This is a genomic window from Chryseobacterium pennae, from assembly GCF_003385515.1.
Classification (GTDB): Bacteria; Bacteroidota; Bacteroidia; order Flavobacteriales; family Weeksellaceae; genus Chryseobacterium; species Chryseobacterium pennae.
Genome location: NZ_QNVT01000014.1, coordinates 35,183 through 54,696, shown reverse-complemented (window position 1 = coordinate 54,696; position 19,514 = coordinate 35,183). Strand labels below are relative to the sequence as shown.

At 33.4% G+C, this 19,514-nt stretch carries 15 protein-coding genes and 1 CRISPR repeat array; of the genes, 3 read left to right on the top strand and 12 right to left on the bottom strand.

From position 1 onward, the window contains the following. Positions 1–243 precede the first annotated feature (243 nt). From DRF65_RS15120 to typA, 6 genes are all read right to left on the bottom strand, one after another. Complete coding sequence (locus DRF65_RS15120) at positions 244–1,305, bottom strand: hypothetical protein (RefSeq protein ID WP_115971673.1); 1,062 nt, start codon at positions 1,303–1,305, stop codon at positions 244–246. An 86-nt stretch (positions 1,306–1,391) separates the two neighbouring features. Further along, entirely contained in the window at positions 1,392–2,483 is a 1,092-nt protein-coding gene (gene ychF, locus DRF65_RS15115) for a redox-regulated ATPase YchF (protein WP_115971600.1), read from the bottom strand. Positions 2,484–2,672: 189 nt separating this feature from the next. Next, a complete protein-coding gene (locus DRF65_RS15110; protein ID WP_115971599.1) occupies positions 2,673–3,224 on the bottom strand; it encodes a ferritin in 552 nt (183 codons plus the stop codon). A 396-nt stretch (positions 3,225–3,620) separates the two neighbouring features. After that, positions 3,621–4,649 (bottom strand): aerolysin family beta-barrel pore-forming toxin, encoded by a 1,029-nt coding sequence (locus DRF65_RS15105; RefSeq protein WP_115971598.1) that lies wholly within the window; start codon positions 4,647–4,649, stop codon positions 3,621–3,623. Between the two features lie 559 nt (positions 4,650–5,208). Next, positions 5,209–6,822, bottom strand: a complete 1,614-nt coding sequence (locus DRF65_RS15095) for a glycoside hydrolase family 10 protein (RefSeq protein WP_115971596.1) — start codon at positions 6,820–6,822, stop codon at positions 5,209–5,211. A 141-nt stretch (positions 6,823–6,963) separates the two neighbouring features. Then, positions 6,964–8,769 carry a translational GTPase TypA gene (gene typA / locus DRF65_RS15090; protein ID WP_115971595.1) on the bottom strand — a complete coding sequence of 602 codons (1,806 nt, stop codon included), beginning with the start codon at positions 8,767–8,769 and terminating at the stop codon, positions 6,964–6,966. 501 nt (positions 8,770–9,270) lie between these two features. On the opposite strand from typA, the gene DRF65_RS15085 reads away from it, so the two are divergent. Next, complete coding sequence (locus DRF65_RS15085; RefSeq protein WP_115971594.1) at positions 9,271–10,842, top strand: hypothetical protein; 1,572 nt, start codon at positions 9,271–9,273, stop codon at positions 10,840–10,842. A 34-nt stretch (positions 10,843–10,876) separates the two neighbouring features. On the opposite strand, the gene DRF65_RS15080 is transcribed toward DRF65_RS15085, so the two are convergent. Continuing rightward, positions 10,877–11,128: a DUF1294 domain-containing protein gene (locus DRF65_RS15080; RefSeq protein ID WP_115971593.1), complete on the bottom strand. Its 252-nt coding sequence runs from the start codon at positions 11,126–11,128 to the stop codon at positions 10,877–10,879. Between the two features lie 129 nt (positions 11,129–11,257). Here DRF65_RS15080 and DRF65_RS15075 point away from each other — a divergent pair, with 129 nt between their 5' ends. Continuing rightward, on the top strand, positions 11,258–11,614 hold the full coding sequence (locus DRF65_RS15075; RefSeq protein ID WP_115971592.1) for a hypothetical protein: 357 nt from the start codon (positions 11,258–11,260) through the stop codon (positions 11,612–11,614). Between the two features lie 99 nt (positions 11,615–11,713). On the opposite strand, the gene DRF65_RS15070 is transcribed toward DRF65_RS15075, so the two are convergent. Beyond that, on the bottom strand, positions 11,714–12,388 hold the full coding sequence (locus tag DRF65_RS15070) for a YceI family protein (protein WP_115971591.1): 675 nt from the start codon (positions 12,386–12,388) through the stop codon (positions 11,714–11,716). 277 nt (positions 12,389–12,665) lie between these two features. On the opposite strand from DRF65_RS15070, the gene DRF65_RS29345 reads away from it, so the two are divergent. Beyond that, a complete protein-coding gene (locus DRF65_RS29345) occupies positions 12,666–12,794 on the top strand; it encodes a bacteriocin-like protein (protein ID WP_449384888.1) in 129 nt (42 codons plus the stop codon). A gap of 174 nt (positions 12,795–12,968) precedes the next feature. Beyond that, a CRISPR array of direct repeats spans positions 12,969–13,477; the repeat unit is 47 nt; unit sequence GTTGGGAATTGCTTTCAAAAATTATTATCTTCGTGATTAGTCACAGC. Between the two features lie 58 nt (positions 13,478–13,535). On the opposite strand, the gene cas2 is transcribed toward DRF65_RS29345, so the two are convergent. From cas2 to cas9, 4 genes are read right to left on the bottom strand one after another with little or no spacing between them, the layout of a single operon-like run. Beyond that, positions 13,536–13,874 (bottom strand): CRISPR-associated endonuclease Cas2, encoded by a 339-nt coding sequence (cas2, locus tag DRF65_RS15065; protein WP_034678328.1) that lies wholly within the window; start codon positions 13,872–13,874, stop codon positions 13,536–13,538. Next, entirely contained in the window at positions 13,871–14,764 is an 894-nt protein-coding gene (cas1, locus tag DRF65_RS15060; protein WP_115971590.1) for a type II CRISPR-associated endonuclease Cas1, read from the bottom strand. The genes cas2 and cas1 overlap by 4 nt, the downstream gene beginning before the upstream one ends. Continuing rightward, a complete protein-coding gene (locus DRF65_RS15055; protein WP_115971589.1) occupies positions 14,761–15,054 on the bottom strand; it encodes a PIN domain-containing protein in 294 nt (97 codons plus the stop codon). The genes cas1 and DRF65_RS15055 overlap by 4 nt, the downstream gene beginning before the upstream one ends. Further along, positions 15,041–19,477, bottom strand: a complete 4,437-nt coding sequence (gene cas9 / locus DRF65_RS15050; RefSeq protein WP_228438735.1) for a type II CRISPR RNA-guided endonuclease Cas9 — start codon at positions 19,475–19,477, stop codon at positions 15,041–15,043. The genes DRF65_RS15055 and cas9 overlap by 14 nt, the downstream gene beginning before the upstream one ends. Positions 19,478–19,514: the final 37 nt, after the last annotated feature.

The following is a 19,514-nucleotide window of genomic DNA, read 5'->3' as shown; positions in this document are numbered from 1 at the left end:
GAAAAATCAAAACCTAAGCAACGGAAAAAAACTGAACAAAAAAAGAACTTAGGACTACTGCGATGCATTGATCCTGCAACAGGTTTCTGTACGACTATTGGCCCAAAATGCTTCGAAAGAAGATGTCAAATCATCATCCACCCACCATTGGATTAAACAGGAACCTCATGTAATTTTTATAATTTGAGCATTTCCATGAATTTGGAAGTGCTTTTGTCTTTTATCAATGAAATCTCAGATTCTTTAAATAACGTATCCACCAACCACTTTAAGCACCCACTTGCCATTTTCATAATCCGCAGAATAATCTTTTTTATAGAAAGTTCCTGCTTTATAAATATAAAAACTGTCCGGATTCTTTTTATTTTTCTGTATCGGGGAAATAATTTCTTCAATAATATCTGAGACTCTGGTATAATAGGTCTGCTTCTTTTTATCTTCAGATACAAATAATACCTTTTGAGAAGGATTAACCTGATGAAAATATTCACAATCGGTTTTATACACCTGAAATTCATAATTCAAATTTTCAGCACCTACAAAAGTATCAGACAACAGTTGATCGTAAAGACGGGTGAATTTGTTGTCTAATGATCTGAACATAGGATTTTTATCCTCAAAATCATTGATTCCATCACCGTCTGTATCTTTCTTATGGGGATTTAGCCCAAAACTATTCTCAAAAATATCATTGTAACCATCGTGATCGGAATCCTGCACCAAGTCTTCCATTTTAACTGTAAATAATTTGCCATCTTCAATTACGGCATAGTTTTTATATCCACCACGATCAATAGGATTCTCCATTTTCACAAGGCTTCCTTCAATATGAATCTTATCTCCCTGAACAATCGGATTCTGCTGAATTTTATTGAAATAATACAGGTTTGAACTAAGCCCTAAAAAATGGGCAGAAGGCCTGTTATTTTCAATTTTCAGCAACCAGTATCCAAGTCTGTTCATCCCGAGTCCATATATGGTATTTCCAGACTTTTGTTTGCCAAAACATACAAACTGATCAGAAAACTTTTCATCGAACACTGAAAAGCTAATTTCTGTTATTCCACCTCTTTTTCGAAGAAGAAACTCCTCTTTATCTGTCTCAAAGTCCCGGTATGCAGTAAGATTGGTAATTTCAAGGTAATTGGGTTTTTCTGCAAGAATTTGGTTCAGTGTATAAGATTGGGGAACATTCTCCCATATTACAACATCTTCAGTATTCATCTTATCTACAAAACATTTATCTTCAACACGTTTTGAACATGAAAAAAGAAAAAGAGAAATCGTTAAATAGAATACTTTCATGGGGACAGTTTTTCTCATCAATGCAAAAAACGCTCCCAAATTATATTATGGAAGCGTTTTTTTATAAACTAACTTTAATATTTTTCTTATACGTTGAATCTAAAATGCATGATGTCACCATCCTGTACAATATATTCTTTACCTTCTACAGAAAGTTTTCCGGCTTCTTTCACCTTTACTTCTGAACCGTACGTCATATAATCGTTATATTTGATTACTTCTGCACGGATGAATCCTTTTTCAAAGTCTGTGTGGATTACTCCAGCTGCCTGAGGAGCCGTCCATCCCTGTCCGATAGTCCATGCTCTTACTTCTTTTACTCCAGCAGTGAAATACGTCTGAAGTTTTAAAAGATCGTAAGCTTTTCTGATCAAACGGTTTACTCCCGGTTCTGTAAGACCTAGCTCGTCAAGGAAAATTTCTCTTTCTTCGAAAGTCTCTAATTCGTTGATGTCAGCTTCAATCTGAGCAGCTAATACAACTACTTCAGCCCCTTCATTTTTAGCCATCTCTTCGATCTTTGCAATCCAATCGTTTCCGTTTTTGATAGAATTCTCATCTACGTTACAAACGTAAAGTACCGGCTTATTTGTTAAAAGCTGAACTTCAGCAATGATTGACTTTGCAAAATCATCCATCGCAAATTCTCTTGCATTTTTCCCATCTTCTAAGAATTTCTGTAAATTCTGAAGGGTTTCGTAAGTAAGAAGATCTTCTTTCTTACCGGATTTGATGAATTTTTTAGCTTTTTCAACTGCTTTCCCTACTGTTTCAAGGTCTTTCAGTTGAAGTTCAATATCAATAATTTCTTTATCTCTTAACGGATCTACTGAACCTTCTACGTGAATGATATTTCCATTATCAAAACATCTTAAAACATGGATAATTGCTTCACACTCACGGATATTTGCCAAGAACTGATTCCCCAACCCTTCTCCTTTGCTGGCACCTTTTACAAGACCTGCAATATCAACGATTTCAACAACAGCCGGTAAAACTCTTTCAGGTTTTACGATTTTCTCCAATTCAAACAATCTCTGATCCGGCACTGAAACTGTTCCCAGGTTCGGTTCAATAGTACAGAAAGGATAGTTTGCTGATTGAGCTTTTGCATTGCTCAGACAGTTAAAAAGTGTTGATTTACCTACATTCGGCAGGCCTACGATTCCACATTTCATATTGTAAAATTCAAAGTTTAAGGTTTAAGGTTGGAAGTTCTAAGTTTTCAGATTCAAAGTTTTCACTCTGATTGTTGATTCCTGAACTTTCAGCGTGCAAAGATAGTGAATTTTAAGAGAGTTTCATAATAAAAAAATCTGCCAGCATTCTGACAGATTTTCAAGCAGTTTTTGCTTCACCGGTGATTTTTAGGGATTATTTCCTGTGGCTTCCTGGGCCAGAGGAACATCATTCGGGGCTTCCTGTAAAGTTTTATCTAAAGTAAATAAAGATTCATCCGTAGCTCTGTCACCGCCTGCAATTTTTAATTTATCAATAAGGTTCTGAGCTAATGTTTCTTCTTCAATCTGTTCCTGTACAAACCACTGCATAAAATTCCAGGTTGCCCAGTCTTTTTCGGCCATAGAAAGATCTACGATTTTGTAGATGGCTGTTGTATTGTCTACCTCATGTTTGAAAACACCTTCAAAACAGGCTGTAAGGCTTTCCGGATCTGCCGGAGGAGCCGGTATGGCATTTACTTTTGGTTTTCCGCCTCTGTTTAAAATATACTCCATAAATTTGATCGAATGGTTTCTTTCTTCCTGAGAATGACGGTAAAGAAAATTGGCAATTCCCTGATAACCTTTATCATCAGCCCAAATGCCATACGACAGAAAAATGTGTGATGCATGAATCTCCTTGTTCATTTGGTCACTAAGTGCTTTTTCCACCTTTGCGGAAAGTCTGTTAGTATTCATAATGTTATATTTTGGTGATTATGTGATTATTCATACAAAAATGATTCCGAGAATGCTTTGACTTTACATTGAAACAGATAAGTTTAATTTATAATATTCTGATTTTCATTATTTTAAATTAATAATTTACAAATATTCACAATACACAATAAAAACACAATACATTAAAAATCAACAAACTATACTACATACGAGTTACAAAAACATCTTCGTAGTGAATTTCTTTTTTAATGAAAGGCTGCCATTTGAAAAAGTCTAAATAATTACAAAGTATATCCACCGGAGTTACCCAAATTTAATGAATAATTAATCATGAAAAATCCCTAAATTTTCACTCAGGGATTTTATATTTCAGAAATATTTACATTATTGGTTAGAAATAAACTTATTTCTAATTTATAATTTTACTGCAGGAGATTCAAGTATTTTAACAGTTGAACTGGCGACAGATTTTACGACTCCTTGCTCATTCATAGGGATAGAACTATCTCTTAGTAAACCTTTAGTTATATCCATATTATTGATTTCGTATCTATAGCCCGGTGTGCATAAAACATAGGTACCATTTATAGTTATTGGAACGGTATAATCCACTTCTGAACCTTGCACTTTTGTAAATACTTTAATGCTTTTTTTACTATTAGCAGGCACCTTAGTTTTATAAGAACTAGTTAAGGTCTTTTCGTTTGTAGTATCTTCTCCCCAAGATTTTTCCCCACCTACCATTATTTCTATAGTCGTTTTCCCTTCCACAGTGAGCGGAATACCGAATGATAAGGTTGAATTAATTTTCACACTCCCTGAAAATTTCGTATTCCAAGTGTATTTATAACCTGTTTTATAAGAATAGGTTACTGTAATTTCACTATCTTCATTACTTGCATTAGTCACCTCTGTTGAGAACACTTCATCAGGTAATTCTAATTGATTGGGTTTAGCTACAAGTTCTGGTTTTCCCAAAAGAACATAAGTATCTGCTTTCCACCAGTTTTTCTCTTCTTTAATATTTTTACGACCTAAAGCAAAATCACGAGTAAAAAGTACTCCATTAGGATCAGGATAACTTCCCCCTGGGGTTAGAGATTTCAGCTGTTTTATAACCTCTTGTTGCTCATTTCTGCCATTGTCAGTATCACTCAGATCCCATCCCATTTGAGATAAATATTTTTCCGTAAAAGGAATTTTGATATCCGATTGCTCCATTGATCTTGCAGATGTTTTAGCTCTATTCTTTAGTTCTGGAATCAAGTTGATTTCTTTTACTATTGTCCAACCTTGTGCTAATAATTCCTTTTCTGTTATACTGTTGTTGGGGGTAGTTGATTTCTCATTTTCTAATATGCTCGTGCTGTCAGCTCGCGAACAAGAAACAATAGATAGTACTGTAATCCCAACATATAGGAATTTTAAATATTTTTTTTTCATTGTATTTTAGCTATAAGGTGGCAACCCTTTTTTAATTAAAAAAAAAGTGTAGAAATATTGATTGTGTTCTAATTAGTGATTTTTAATTTTGCAGTCATCATTTTTACAATGTCAAATATACAATATAATTCACATAATTTTGATTAAATATTAATTTAAACCATTTATTTATAATAGTATTTCATTTTTTTATGATTTTCATTTAAAATATAATTATTTAAACCCATTGTGCATTTTGAAATAAAAATACTCTTCTAGAATATTTTTCATGAAAATAACGTCATTAACGATTATGTAATATAGATTATATTAATAAAAAATATAATATCAATTGATTATTGCAATTAAAATTGGTCGTAAATGATAGATTTTATACTAAAATCGCCAAAATATAAATGGATTATTTAAGTATTATTAATACCTTGCTTATTAGGTTTAAATTTTTAAAACTTTTTTCACAGTTTTTTCTTCAAACCCAGAAATCTAAAGAATTCAACAAAAAAGAGGTTCAACTTAAAGTTAAACCCCTTCTAAATTCTATAAGATCTCTGGCAACGAATTATTTCATTTTCTTTGCCATATAATCACTTTCATTTCCTAGTCTGTTTATCGCTTTAATGGCTAATGCATTAAGCTTTTTCCCATCTTTAAACTTAGGAATATCTTTGGAAAGAGTATCCTGTGTGATAATTTCGGTTTGCCATACTCCGTCATACTGACTGAAAAGCACCCATTGGAAGACTTCTGAAGCATTTTTTGAACTCCATCTTGTCTGTGCAAAGCTGCCATTATCTGTAATAAATAAGGTTGGTGTTTGTAATGGAGCGGTCTTGATCCATGGAGATTTCGGAACTAGTGCTTTTTCACTGTAAGGTCCATTCTTCAAAGTTGGAAGCATTCCCGGGTTTTTAGTAAGACCTGCAATGCTCCAGTGAATTTCACCGGCATCATTCTTCAGGATCTTTCTGGAGATGTCAATCTGGTTTTTGATTTCTGTTGGACGGTCATACGTTTTGATCTCAACCGTATTCAAACCTGGCCATAAGTGACGTTTCATTGTATTTTCTGACTGCCACCAGTTTAGCAACGCTTCAAAGCCCTGCCCTTTTGAATCGATCGGCCAGTATAATTGTGGAGAGAAATAATCTACCCAACCTCTGTTTAACCATAATTTAGCATCCGCATATAACTCGTCAAACTGTGAAGATCCAACAATTCCTGCCGGATATCCCGGTTTCCAGATTCCAAATGGACTGATTCCAAATCTTACGTTATTTTTTTCTGCATGAATTTCCTTATAGATACGTTCTACAAATTTATTCACGTTATCTCTTCTCCAGTCTGCTCTTGATAAGGTTCCGCCACTGCTTTGATAAGCGTTCCATGTAGCATAATCCGGGAAATCGGCTCCTTTGTTATAAGTAGCGTATGGATAGAAATAATCGTCAAAATGAATTGCATCAATGTCGTATCTTTTTACAATATCCTTCACAACATTGGAAACATGGTCCTGCGTTTTTGGGTTAGCCGGATCAAACCAGTACATTCCATTTTTTAATCTCACCACAATATCAGACATTCTGTTGGCCATTGACATCTTATTAACTGTACCGCCATTGGTATGGTGGGCACGGTAAGGATTCAGCCATACGTGTAATTCCAGTCCTCTTTTGTGAGCTTCTTCGATCCAGAATAATAACGGATCATAGTTTGGATAAGGTGCAGCACCGGTTTCTCCAGTCAAGAAGTAAGACCATGGTTCAAGATTGCTTGTATACAAAGCATCTGCGGAAGGTCTGATCTGAAAGATGGCTGCATTGAAGTTATTATCTTTGAGCATATCCAGCATACTGATAGCTTCTGCTTTCTGCTGATCTACAGTAAGATTATTTTTGGAAGGCCAGTTGATATTGGCAACACTGGCAATCCATGCGCCACGGAATTCTCTTTTGATCTCCGGAAGATTGGTTCTGAATGTTTCTTCCGTTGTAGTTCCTGTGGTAGGCTTTACTGCTACAGGAGGTTTTGGCTGGATTGTAGTGTTATTGGTATTAGGTTTTGTTGTATTTTTAACAGGTGGGGTTTTTGTTACATTGTTCTGGACGGAACATGAAGTGCTGTAAGCTGCAACAACGCCCAATAAAACGATAAGTTTTAATTTATTCATTTTCATAGCCGTAAAACTACTTTAAATTATATTTTACTATTTCGGATATTCTTTTGAAAAAATAAACAATTTTTCCGATTATTTAGAAAAAAAGCCTCGAAAAATTCGAGGCTTTTCTATATGATATTGATTATAAATCAGAGCTTATTAAGCTTTCCCTGATCTTTCAACTCTTTTTCTTTCTTCTTCAGAAAGAAGTTTCTTACGCATTCTGATAAAGTTTGGAGTTACCTCGATTGCCTCATCAGCCTGGATATATTCCATACATTCTTCAAGAGAGAATAAGATTTTTGGTGCAACACCTGTATCTTTATCTTTTCCAGAAGCTCTCATGTTATTCAACTGTTTTGCTTCAACGATGTTTACAACTAAGTCACCTGGCTTATTTTGCTCACCGATAACCATTCCTGCATAGATCTCCTCACCCGGATCAACATAGAACTTACCTCTATCCTGTAATTTAGCGATAGAATATTCTGTAGCTGGACCTTGAGTTTTGCTGATCAATACCCCATTACTTCTTCCAGGAATAGCTCCTTTGAAAGGCTTGTATTCTGTGAAACGGTGTGCCATAATAGCTTCACCTGCAGTAGCTGTCAACATTTGAGAACGCAATCCGATCAAACCTCTTGAAGGAATTTCGAATTCCATGTGCTGCATTTCACCTTTAGTTTCCATAATGTGAAGGTCACCTTTTCTCTGAGTCGCTAAGTCGATAACTCTTGAAGCAAATTCTTCAGGAACGTCTACAACTAAAGATTCATAAGGCTCACATTTTTCACCATCAATTTCTCTTAAGATAACCTGTGGCTGACCAATTGTCATTTCATACCCTTCTCTTCTCATTGTTTCGATCAAAACTGACAAGTGAAGAATACCTCTACCGAATACCAAGAAAGTATTGGCATCATCAGTCTGTTGAACTCTTAATGCTAAGTTTTTCTCTAATTCTTTATATAATCTTTCTTTCAGGTGATTAGAGGTAACATATTTACCGTCTTTACCGAAGAAAGGTGAATTGTTAATTGAGAACGTCATGTTCAACGTAGGCTCATCAATTGCAGTTCTTTCCAATGGCTCAGGATTTTCAAGATCTACGAAAGAATCTCCAATCTGGAAAGCATCAAAACCTACTACAGCACAGATATCTCCTGCCTGTACTTCAGTTACTTTTTTCTTCCCTAAACCTTCGAAAACGTATAATTCTTTTACTTTTCCTTTTACCACTTTTCCATCTGCCTGAGCAAGACCGATCCATTGAGATTCTTTAAGCTCTCCTCTTGTTACTTTTCCGATTGCAATTCTTCCTAAGAAAGAAGAGAAATCTAATGAAGTAATCTGCATCTGAAGGTTACCTTCAGTTACTTTAGGCTCAGGAACATACTGTAAGATACCATCTAATAATGGCATAATGTCTTCAGTTTGTTCTAATGAAGTGTTGAACCAACCTTGTTTTGAAGATCCATAGAATGTAGGGAAATCCAACTGCTCTTCTGTAGCTTCAAGGTTGAAGAATAAGTCAAATACTTTATCATGAACTTCATCAGGACGACAGTTTGGCTTATCTACTTTATTGATAACCACTAATGGTCTCAATCCTAATTCTAACGCTTTCTGTAGTACGAATCTTGTCTGTGGCATTGGTCCTTCGAACGCATCCACTAACAAAATAACTCCGTCAGCCATTTTCAATACTCTCTCTACTTCTCCACCGAAATCCGCGTGACCAGGAGTATCAATTACGTTAATTTTAGTGTCTTTATAAGTAACAGAAATATTCTTGGATAAGATGGTGATCCCTCTTTCTCTTTCAAGATCATTGTTATCCATAATTAATTCTCCACTCTCCTGATTTTCTCTGAAAATATTGGTAGCGTGGATGATTTTGTCAACCAAAGTCGTCTTACCGTGGTCAACGTGTGCGATAATCGCAATATTTCTAATGTTTTGCATATAGGATTTTTACGGGTGCAAAAATAGTGATTTTAAATGAATTAATTAAAAAGTTTATGCAATATTTAACAATTTCATAATGAGAAAATTAGATAAAATACTTTTACAGTCTTCTGAAAAACACATAATATTAAGGTTGAGTTATTTCATTGTTTCTCCTTTCTGCTCTTATAATTTTCTATGGCTATATTGATCAATTTATTCAGGAAATCTTATTTTGTATACTGATAATAGCCTCTGAACGTTTTTTATTTGACCTTTGAAAAATTCACTTAGCTTTTTGTCGTTAAATTATTTTTGATTGCTGAATGATCAATATAAGGCGAAAATGGATTCTTTTTTAAATACAACCAATTTACAATCTATATATACTTTTTAATCTAACTCTTTCAACTATTCTATAATAAAATATTACACGTCAAGTTCTGACGCCACCCCTTTTTATCTTTGTCTCAATAAATTATTGCAAGGATATTATTACTAAATACCAAAAACAAAAAAATGACAAACAATTTAAACCTCTTAACCATTGATACTTTTTTTTCATCTTCAGATCCCACTTCGGATCTTAAAATTGTAAGTTTGATTGATCCTTTCAGTAATGAAATTGCCAATTTTAAAAAACAAGATCATCCTGTTCCTGATGGAAAATACCTATACCGTATTAAAAAAAACGGCAATGGTCCAATTTCATACTATAAAAGAATTATTACTGATGATATTTCTATTACAATTGCAGATGTTCATGGAGATGGTATGACTGATGATTCCGTTGAAATCCAAAAGTTGATTGATGAAATGGAAGCCGGACAGGTTCTGAAGCTTGATAACAGGAGATATATGCTTTATCAGCCTTTGCAGATCAATAAAGCTATTAAAATTGCAGGTTCGTCTACTAAAAGCACAGTAGATCTTCCTCCTTTTCTTATAACCAATAATAATCATGGCATTATCATTAACGCATACAAGACTATTATTAATGGGAAAGAGATCACAACCAATGCTTCGGGTACTGTTTTGGAAGGATTTGGAATTTATAATGCGACCCTTTACACAACAGTCCCTAATAATTTCACCGGTATTAAAATAATCGGAACACCAGAGGTTCATGCTTATGATATTATTTTAAAAGATCTTGCCATCAATGGTTATCAAACAGGACTGGAAGTTAATTATCTTTGGTCTTCACAAATTCAGACTGTAAAAATTGGTAATTGCCAAACGGGAATACACATCAAAAACAATTCCGTGAATAATGAAATTTCCAACAATACCAGTATTTCGATAGATGCCAAAGTAATAAACCAGGAAACAGGAAAGGAAGAACTTGTAGACATACTCAGCAGTAAAGGAATCTTATTTGACGGAAAAAGCTCACAAGAAGGCTGGAGAATTATTGATACTTTTATCTTTAATGTTTATCAGGGAATTTACGCTGAAAAAACTTCTCACGTTAATGTACTCAACAGTATGATTGATTTCTGCAGACAAATAGGCATTGTGATTGGAGAGCAGAGCTATAACTGGAATATTAACAGTAATTACATTGCACTATCCCACCCCGGATACGGAATCTATTTATTCAATAACGTCAAGAATTCTTCATTTACAAGAGGAAATAAAATTATTGACAATGATATATTAATTTATGACAATGCAGCACCGGATAACACGTCCATTGGCGTTAATATTGTCGGAGAGGCATCTCTTTATGATGATGTAAGGGGAAATTCCATTAAAAATTTCAAAGTATATGATATTAAGGCAGATTCGGGATTACAAACAACAATCACTCATAATAAGTGTCTATCTGCGATCAGTCCTAATATTGTGGGCAATTTTATTACCAATGACAATCTGGGAACGGTCTATTATCAAAATGCCAATGATGCCCTTCATTTAGGCAAATTAAAAGTTACTTATGCAGATAATTATCCATCAGTTTCTTCTCCTGACTGGAAACGAGGTGATATTATTCTAAATACAGGTCCTTCTGTTAATATGCCAATCGGGTGGGTCAATACAACTGATGGGACCAATACATGGAAACCATTTGGTATTATTAACAATTAATGATCAACAGCCTTAATGGCTGTTTTTTTATTTATCAATGTCTTATCAATCTATACAACAAGACAACATCAATTAAAGCAACTATGAAAAATTTTACCAGAAAAGATTTTTTGGATACTTTATGATTAAAGGTCAACATTCCGGAAGCAGCGCCTATAACACCTATCAATGAAAGACCTAAAAGAATATTCTCAGAAATCCTCCATTGCTGCCTTTTGGCTTGAAGTTTATCAAATCCAAAAACACAAAAGGTAATAAGATTAGCGATTAATAGAAAAGGAATCATTCTACAATTAATTTGCTGCAAAAATAAAGTTTAATTTATATATGAAAAAGCCCTGTCTTACTTCCACAAAATATTTGTCATATTATCAGCATAAGATTTTTTAAATTTGCCACTCATAAAAATGAAGTAATGACAGTACATGATTTGGCAGGAACTTATTCTATTAAAGGAAGCAATCAGGAAGAATCTGATGAATTTTCTTATCAGGGTACCTTAATTTTATCAGTTGATGAAAATGCCCGCATTATTGCCCAATGGATGATTGGCGATCATATCCAGAACGGAACAGGATTTTATAAAGACCATATTTTAGTGCTTAACTTTAATTATGAAGGTGATGATCACAACACTTATAAAGGAGTTGCGGTATACCGTTGTTTAAGAAAAGATGTATTGGATGGTTTTTGGTCTGAGAAGCACGGTAATCCGCTGTATTTGGGGAGTGAGTATTGTGTACGGACTCAAAACTCATGGATTTTTAATTGATTACTTTAATAGAAGCCTGATAAAGTATATTAAAAATATTCATCTAACATACAAAGAGCTGCCTTAATTAAGACAGCTCTTCATTTATAGAAAGTTGACTTATTTTTTAGCTTTTACATCAATTGCGATTTCGATGTCTTTGCTGATCATCCATTCTGCAGGATCAGTTTCAGTAGTTCCGAATTTGATTCCCCAGTCTGTTCTGTTTACTGTAAATTTAGCCTGAATAGCTGCAGTATTATCTACTACATCTACTTTAGCAGGGAAAGTAACATTCATTGTTTTTCCCATTAATGTAAGGTTTCCGCTTACTGTTTTGTTAGCTCCTGCTACAGCATCTTTTGGTGCTTCTTTCAGGTCTGCTACGCTTGTAATTTTAAAATCTGAAGCAGGGTTTTTCGCTACGTCAAAGAAGTCAGGGTTTTTAAGGTGAGCTTCAAGCTCTGCAGGTTTTTTATCTTTTTCAGTTACTGAAGCGGGATCAACTTTAATAGAAGTCATATCAATATTGAAGTTTCCAGCTACTACTTGTCCACCTTCAATGCTTAAGTCTCCTGATTTTACATTAAGAGTTCCCCAACGAGGAGCGAAACCTCCTTTATGGAAAGCTTTCCAATTCACAAGAGAAGTTGCTGCATCTACTGCCAATACTTCACCTTTACTCTCAGCAACCGACTGTTCTGTAGCTACTGATGTATCTGTTTTTTCTTTATTGTTACATGATGTTGCCAGCAATCCTACTGCTACTAATGCAATTACGCTAATTTTTTTCATATTATTGAACTGTTTAAAAAAGTTTATTGTTTTCGGGTACAAAAATAGAAAAACCTTATGGGTCATCTCTTATCATACATCAAGAAATGTAAATTTTGTTACCAATGTTAGGATTTGTAATATAAGAAGAAATAAATGAGGTATGGAAATAATATAGTTTATTATAGACTTCTTTTTGAATTTACACTTCTCATCACGAATTCTCATTTGATTTTCAAGATATTTTCAAAAATATTTTCACATTAAATATTTAATTTGAGAATAATTTACATATTTAATCTTTACCTATAAAAATAATACCATAAAAAAAATCACAAGGGAACATCTAAAATCTATTAAAGGAGGAATTGATTACTGCCCAGCTGGCTTTTGCATACTTGCAGATGCCCATATGTATCATAAATAAAGTCCCTCGGTTAGAGGGATTTTATATATATGGTCTTAAGATTTATTATCTTCATAATTAGTCACAGTTTCTATTTTTTTTCACATATATCATTAAGTTGTGAATTGTTTTTTAAAAATTATTATCTTCGTGATCAGTCACAGCAAGGATCTATAGGTCGGGTTATTTCAGCATGTTGTGAATTGCTTTCAAAAATTATCATCTTCGTGATTAGTCACAGCTAAAGAATCAATGATCTGCATACTGTTGTTGTTGGGAATTGCTTTCAAAAATTATTATCTTCGTGATTAGTCACAGCGCGGCCAAACTTCGCTACATAGCAAATTTAGTTGGGAATTGCTTTCAAAAATTATTATCTTCGTGATTAGTCACAGCTTAATAAGACGTTTGGGATTAAATCGTACGGTTGGGAATTGCTTTCAAAAATTATTATCTTCGTGATTAGTCACAGCCAAAATGTTTTGACGTTAGCGCTAATCGTTGTTGGGAATTGCTTTCAAAAATTATTATCTTCGTGATTAGTCACAGCAAATTGTTGCAAGACAACGACGAAGCTAACGTTGGGAATTGCTTTCAAAAATTATTATCTTCGTGATTAGTCACAGCTATCAAAAACAGATTTACTAAGGCTTAATGGTTGGGAATTGCTTTCAAAAATTATTATCTTCGTGATTAGTCACAGCCTCAAAAAAACAATCTACTGAAAATCAGCAGATTGTTTTTGTTTTTAGGATTTGAAATTTAGAATAATTCAAGCTGTTGAAAGGTTGGAGGAGGTTCTTCTTTATTTCTGGCAAAGAATATTTCAATATCTCCAAACTGTTTGTCAGTAATGCACATAATGGCAACTTTACCTGCTTTTGGAAGCATAAACTTAACTCTTTTAATGTGAACTTCAGCATTTTCACGACTCGGACAATGCCTTACGTACATTGAAAACTGAAATAATGTAAAACCATCATCAAGCAAAGATTTACGAAAGCGATTGGCATCTTTCATATTGGCCTTAGTCTCTGTTGGTAAATCATATAATACTAAAACCCACATAATTCGGTAAGCATTAAACCTTTCGGCATTCATATCAGTTCAGGATAAGAGATCAGACGCTTTTCTCCTGTATAACATTTATACAGTGATGTTGCTGTTGTTTTCACAGCAACCAATAATGGTCTCTTTTTATCATCTATTTTTACATCTTTGGTCGCAATCTGTAAAATAAAAGCTTTAAATTCTTTAGTTAAATCTTCCGTCTCTGAATTGATTGTAAGCCATTGCATTACTAGTAAATCAACGAAAGGACGATAAGGTTCCATCAGATCATCGGCCAGACAGTAAGGATTATATTTATTTTTATGGAAAATTCCAAGAACAGGAAGCAGTCCGGTCTCAACAATTGCTCTTGCCACAATGCTTCTGAGAACCGAATATCCGAAATTGAAAAACTGATTGGGTGAATCTCCAAAACGCTGTCTCAAAAAATCCAAACTAACGAGATACTTCCAGTAATGTTGTGCTGCAATGCCTTCCATATTGGTAATATCACCGCTTTTCACATTATTTTGATAATCAACCATTGGTTCGTAATAATTCCCTAAACGTTTTAAAACTTCTTTTTGATTTTCAATTTTACATTCGACAGTTTGTTTCCAAAGTTGTTTTTTGAGGGGTTCACTAGCTTCTAATTGGTCTTTGATCCGGTCAGAATGTTCAGTGTGTCCATACAATGGAAGCATAATTCCGTGTGGTAAATGATGACCGTCACAGCTCACCACCACCACATTATTTCCCATCATTTTCTGAATCAATTGATGTGAGATTGTAATCTGGAAATGGTCTAACATCAGCAACCCCAAATCTTCCACGGGAACCTTGCCTTTCATTTCTTTAGTGGAAGGGTCCAAAATATACATCTGTTCATCTTTAAGTTTAAGATAAGCAGGATTGCCGATATAAATGGAGCGGGTGATCATAAAAAAGGATTTATGATTTTTAATTTTTTATCGACAATCATTCCGTCACACATATCTTCTGATAGTAAAATAGTACAATCATTAAGTATTTTAATAGTAAGTTGTGTAATTTCTTTCTTATCCTTTTTCCCTTTCCTTTCGAGAATTTTTATAAATTCAAAAAGAACTAATTGAGTAACAAATGGTCTCTTAAGCAATATCTCTACTGCCTTATCTTGCTTTTTAATATCTTTATTATCAAAAGCATATAAAAGAACATTCGTATCAATTGCAATATTACCTATATTCATCAAACATTTTTTTAACTTTTTCTTTTGTAAGAATATTTATATCACCTAGCCTATCACAATCAATTTTAAAGCAAACCTCTGCAATTTTGATTCTATCCTCTGACATTGTGACCTGAAGCTTATTCTGGCTTTCCAATTCTCCGATTTTAGTTTTTGAATCATATTGTTTTATTAGATAAGCAATATCTTGACGGACGAAGTAACATTCAGTACCTGAAGTTTTTTCAACTTTATAGATTCTCTTAATTTGTTCCTTATTTAAATCATTCAAATTTACATCACCATCCACAAACTCATCTTCTTCAGGAACATAAACCAAATCATTGGGAGATAAATGAAATAATAACTTATCTCTTTTTTTATTTTCTAATGGCACTGAATTCAACCTTTGTTTTTGCCTTTCAATAACTTCATTCAAAGGAATTGTTTTATAGCTTCTTTTTCCACTTTTATCTTCATAAATCGCAAAAAATAAGTTAGTTCCTTTAGCAGCTTCTACATATTTATTTTTTTTATTTCCTGATTGTCCAATAGAAAACCTTCCCGTTCCTTTTTCAAATACCCTTACTTTAAAAATTGGCTGGTGAAATACTCCGTTATTTAATTCAATAATGTTTTTATTCATCTCTTCTATAGATTCCGGAGTGAATGCTAAAATTTCAGGAGGAATTTCTTTTCCTTTTTCATCGAAAGCACCTTTATAATTTTCTAAATGTGACAAAAGTATTTTTTGTATGCCTGTATCCGTTATTGAGCTCCTAATTTTTTTCTCATCGAAACTTATATCCAACGGTTTTCTAATTGCAGTCAATATTTCTTTTTCACCAACTCTTACCCAAGGCAAATTCACTTTTGAATAAACAAATTCTTTATGCATTGGCTTTCTTATTGCCCAATTTGTTCCCGTTTGTTCTACTCTTTCTTTTGTCTTCACACCATCTTTTTCTACATATTTTTCATAATAATTAGTAGCCTTATTAATCACACGAAGATTTTGCTTAAAACTTACAATAACGGTTTCCAATTTATTCTTAGCATCCACAGTAAAATTATCCCAAGGCTTCAAAAATTGTTTCGAAGCTTCTCTTTCGACTCTGTTGCCGGTTTGTGGATGTTTGTAAATAATTTTTTCAAACTTCATTAGTTTCTTTTTTAAATCATAACGCTTAGTATCTGATTTTGCAGACTGATTATTAAGCAGATTCACATGATCTTTTGTCGCACAAGCAATTACCAAAGCATCTAAAGCGTGATGTCTATGGTCGATTCTTTTCTTTGAAAATCCTTTTGAAAACTCTACAGGAACGGTTGGTAAAAATTTCTGATGATTTTCATTCCAGGAAGTAAAATCTGTTGAATTGGTCAATTGATTCATCCGTTCAAAACGTGGTAAAATCAATTCATTCCAAACATCATTTAAACCCCAATCTTGTTTGAGCTGTGTCGTAATTTTCCCATTCCCTGGAACAATATTTTTAGAATTCACGCCTTCATCAGTACCGTCTTCCTGTCGAACGATATTGGAAAGAACACCTGAGATATATTTACTGATATGACGAGTATCATTCAACTGACGTTCAATCATTTTTTCAGGAATTTCTTCTAAAAGGAGCTTGTTTCTTTTGCCTCTATTATTGGCATAATGTTTTTTTACAAAATCTTCGTATTCTTCAGCTTCAAAAACTTTTACACTTTTTCCAAAACTACACTCAACAATCGTTCCTCCAAACTGCTTAATAAATCCTAAACCGATGTAATTATCTTTCAATTTATTAACTGCTGACTCACAAATAATTTTATTACTAAAACTGTCATCAAAATATTTGCTTTGCGGAATGATATGTTCAATTTCGTATTCCAATGTAAATAATTTATTTAATGGAATAATCTGTCCTGTATAAGGAGATTTATACTTCTGTTCCAGCCAAAGTTTGTATCTCTTTAAATCTGATGAAGAAGGTTGGGCCGTTTTACTGATTTTCAAAATATCATCGTCAATTTCTATATCAGATTTTAAAATTCCATCTTCATAAATCTTCAAAATCTCCTGTTGCATAGGAGAATAAGGACGAACATTTTCTACAGAATTATCACCCATCATTTCTGCCAGTAAAGCTTTGATACGGAGATTTGTATTTTCATTTTCCGTTATTCTCTTTGTAGCCTCTACCCTTTCATCTTTTGTTTGTTTCATCTCCCTTCCCAGCTCAATATGAATTTCGTTGAAGAAATCTTTAGCTCCATTTCCGTATTTCAACCAGATATCCTTTACCACTCGAAGCGTTTCTGTAATTACCTGTTCTACAATTGGGTTACGAAGCGAATGTTGTTTAAACCCTTTTAAGAATTCTTCCAAATCATCAGCAGAATTCCATTTACCAATCATTGATCCTTCTGAATGTCTTCCATAAACAACGTATTGAGCCAACCATAATTGTAAACCTTGAAAATCATTTTCTACCGTAAGATGAATTGCCTTTTCTCTCACTTTATCTTTGATATTTTCATCAAATTCACCAGTAATAATTTTCTGAATCCTATCTTTTGAATGTTCGTTGATATTTTCGTAATTCCAGTATTTACCTAACCTCATCAAAGGCAGCAATTTCTTAATAGCTTTTTCAGAAAAGGAGCCATATTCACTTTTAAATGGGGAAAATTTTTTGAATGCTTCGAAGAACGAATTTTCATCCAGCTTATATTTCCCAGCAAAAGTTTTCAATGCTTTTTCATATTCAATCTTGTCATTGACAGAATAGATGATGTGCCAAATTTTTTGTTCAATGTCTCTTGTCAGAAAATCATCAGAGATATTTTCAACCTTATCCAATCTCAATGAAATCATTGTTTTGGTTTCGTTACAAGGATATTTTTTGTCTTCAACATAATTCCAGCGAAATTTTTCAGTTTCAGCATTGAGTAATTTTCCTTTAAATTCTTTTTGCTCCAATAGAAATTTAAGTAGTGGCTTCTGTTCAATTTCTTTTCTGTTATTCAAGAATTCAAATAGATTTTCAAAATCTTTGGTGGTGCTTAAAAATTCTTTTGTAACGTTAACATCATCATCTTTTTTATAAATATTCAAATTAAAAATCCATTGCCAGATACGAAATTCCTGATAAAACGGGTTAGACTTTGGGATTACTTTTAAAAACTGCGTATGTTCTACTCCATTTGCATCTTTATACTTTCTGAATTCCAAAGTACAATTGGAAATAGATGATTTCTGACTTCTCAAAGGTCTTTGGTAAAAAATAATATCATTCATAAAAAGGTGTACAAATTCTTTTTTACTTAAAGTCAACTGATGTGCTTCGTTATTTCGATACAATTCCCGCACACAATCGTTGTACAGGTCGTCATTCTTCAACTCCTGATAAAATTCTTTCTGCTTTTCTAAAATCTGTTTAAGTTCTTTCTTGTAAAACTTTCTTTCGATGGTACGAACCAGTTTGCCTTTGATCTTCTGTTTCGGATTTTTAAGAAGAGTTTCATAAATATATGTTCCAACAGTTTTGTGGGATTTATCAATTTCCTGCTCGGTTTTCTTTTTTATAAGCGCCCAATCATTTTCGCTAGGTGCACGGAAACTTCTTTTTTCATTTCCGTCTTTGTCAGTTTTGACACTTCCATCATCATTTAAATCAGTAGAAACAATAAAATCTCTTGTTTTATCTTTCCAATCTAATAAAGACGTTTTGCTTGAACGTCTGTAAATCCAACCATTTTCTAAAATTAAAGAATACCAAATATCAGATTTCCCTTTTTGAGGCTCATCTTCCAAAACATCTATAATTTTTAAGGAATAAAATTCTACAAGTTTATTTGGATTCTCTTCCTCTTCCTCGCCACGTAATTGATAATATCCACGTTTTTGATTAAAATTCAATAGAATCCAGGCCAGCTCTTCTTTTTGTATTTTATGAGCAAGTGCCTTTTTTCGGAGATAATAAATCGTCCAATCGTAGGGAATTTTTTTGTCATTTTCTAAAAGTTGGGGTTGATGATTTTTAAAATCAGTAAGCATTTCATCAAAAGAATTCTTGAAAATAAATCCATCATTATTATAAGCCAATTTCGGTTCAGACTCTTCTTTGAACTTTCCAAATCGTTTTTCAAAATCAATTTGCAAAGCATAATGTTCCGGAAGAAAATTCAAAACGTTCAAAACTCTGTGAAGCCTTTCTCTTCTTAACAAAAATCTTTCACGCAGTCTTCTTACCCCTCTGTAATCAGTTCTTGCCGCGGTTTGTGAAACAGAATTTCCGGCACCAAATTCTCCAAGAACCTTCTGATCCATTGGAATAATTCGGCTTCCCATCCCAAGAATTTCGCCATACTTGTTTTCAAAATTCTGTCTTATCAAAGCCCAGCCAATGGAGTTGGTTCCCAAGTCTAATCCAAGTATATTTTTAATCATCATTTTATTTTTTGGTATTACATAAAAATAGAAATAAAAA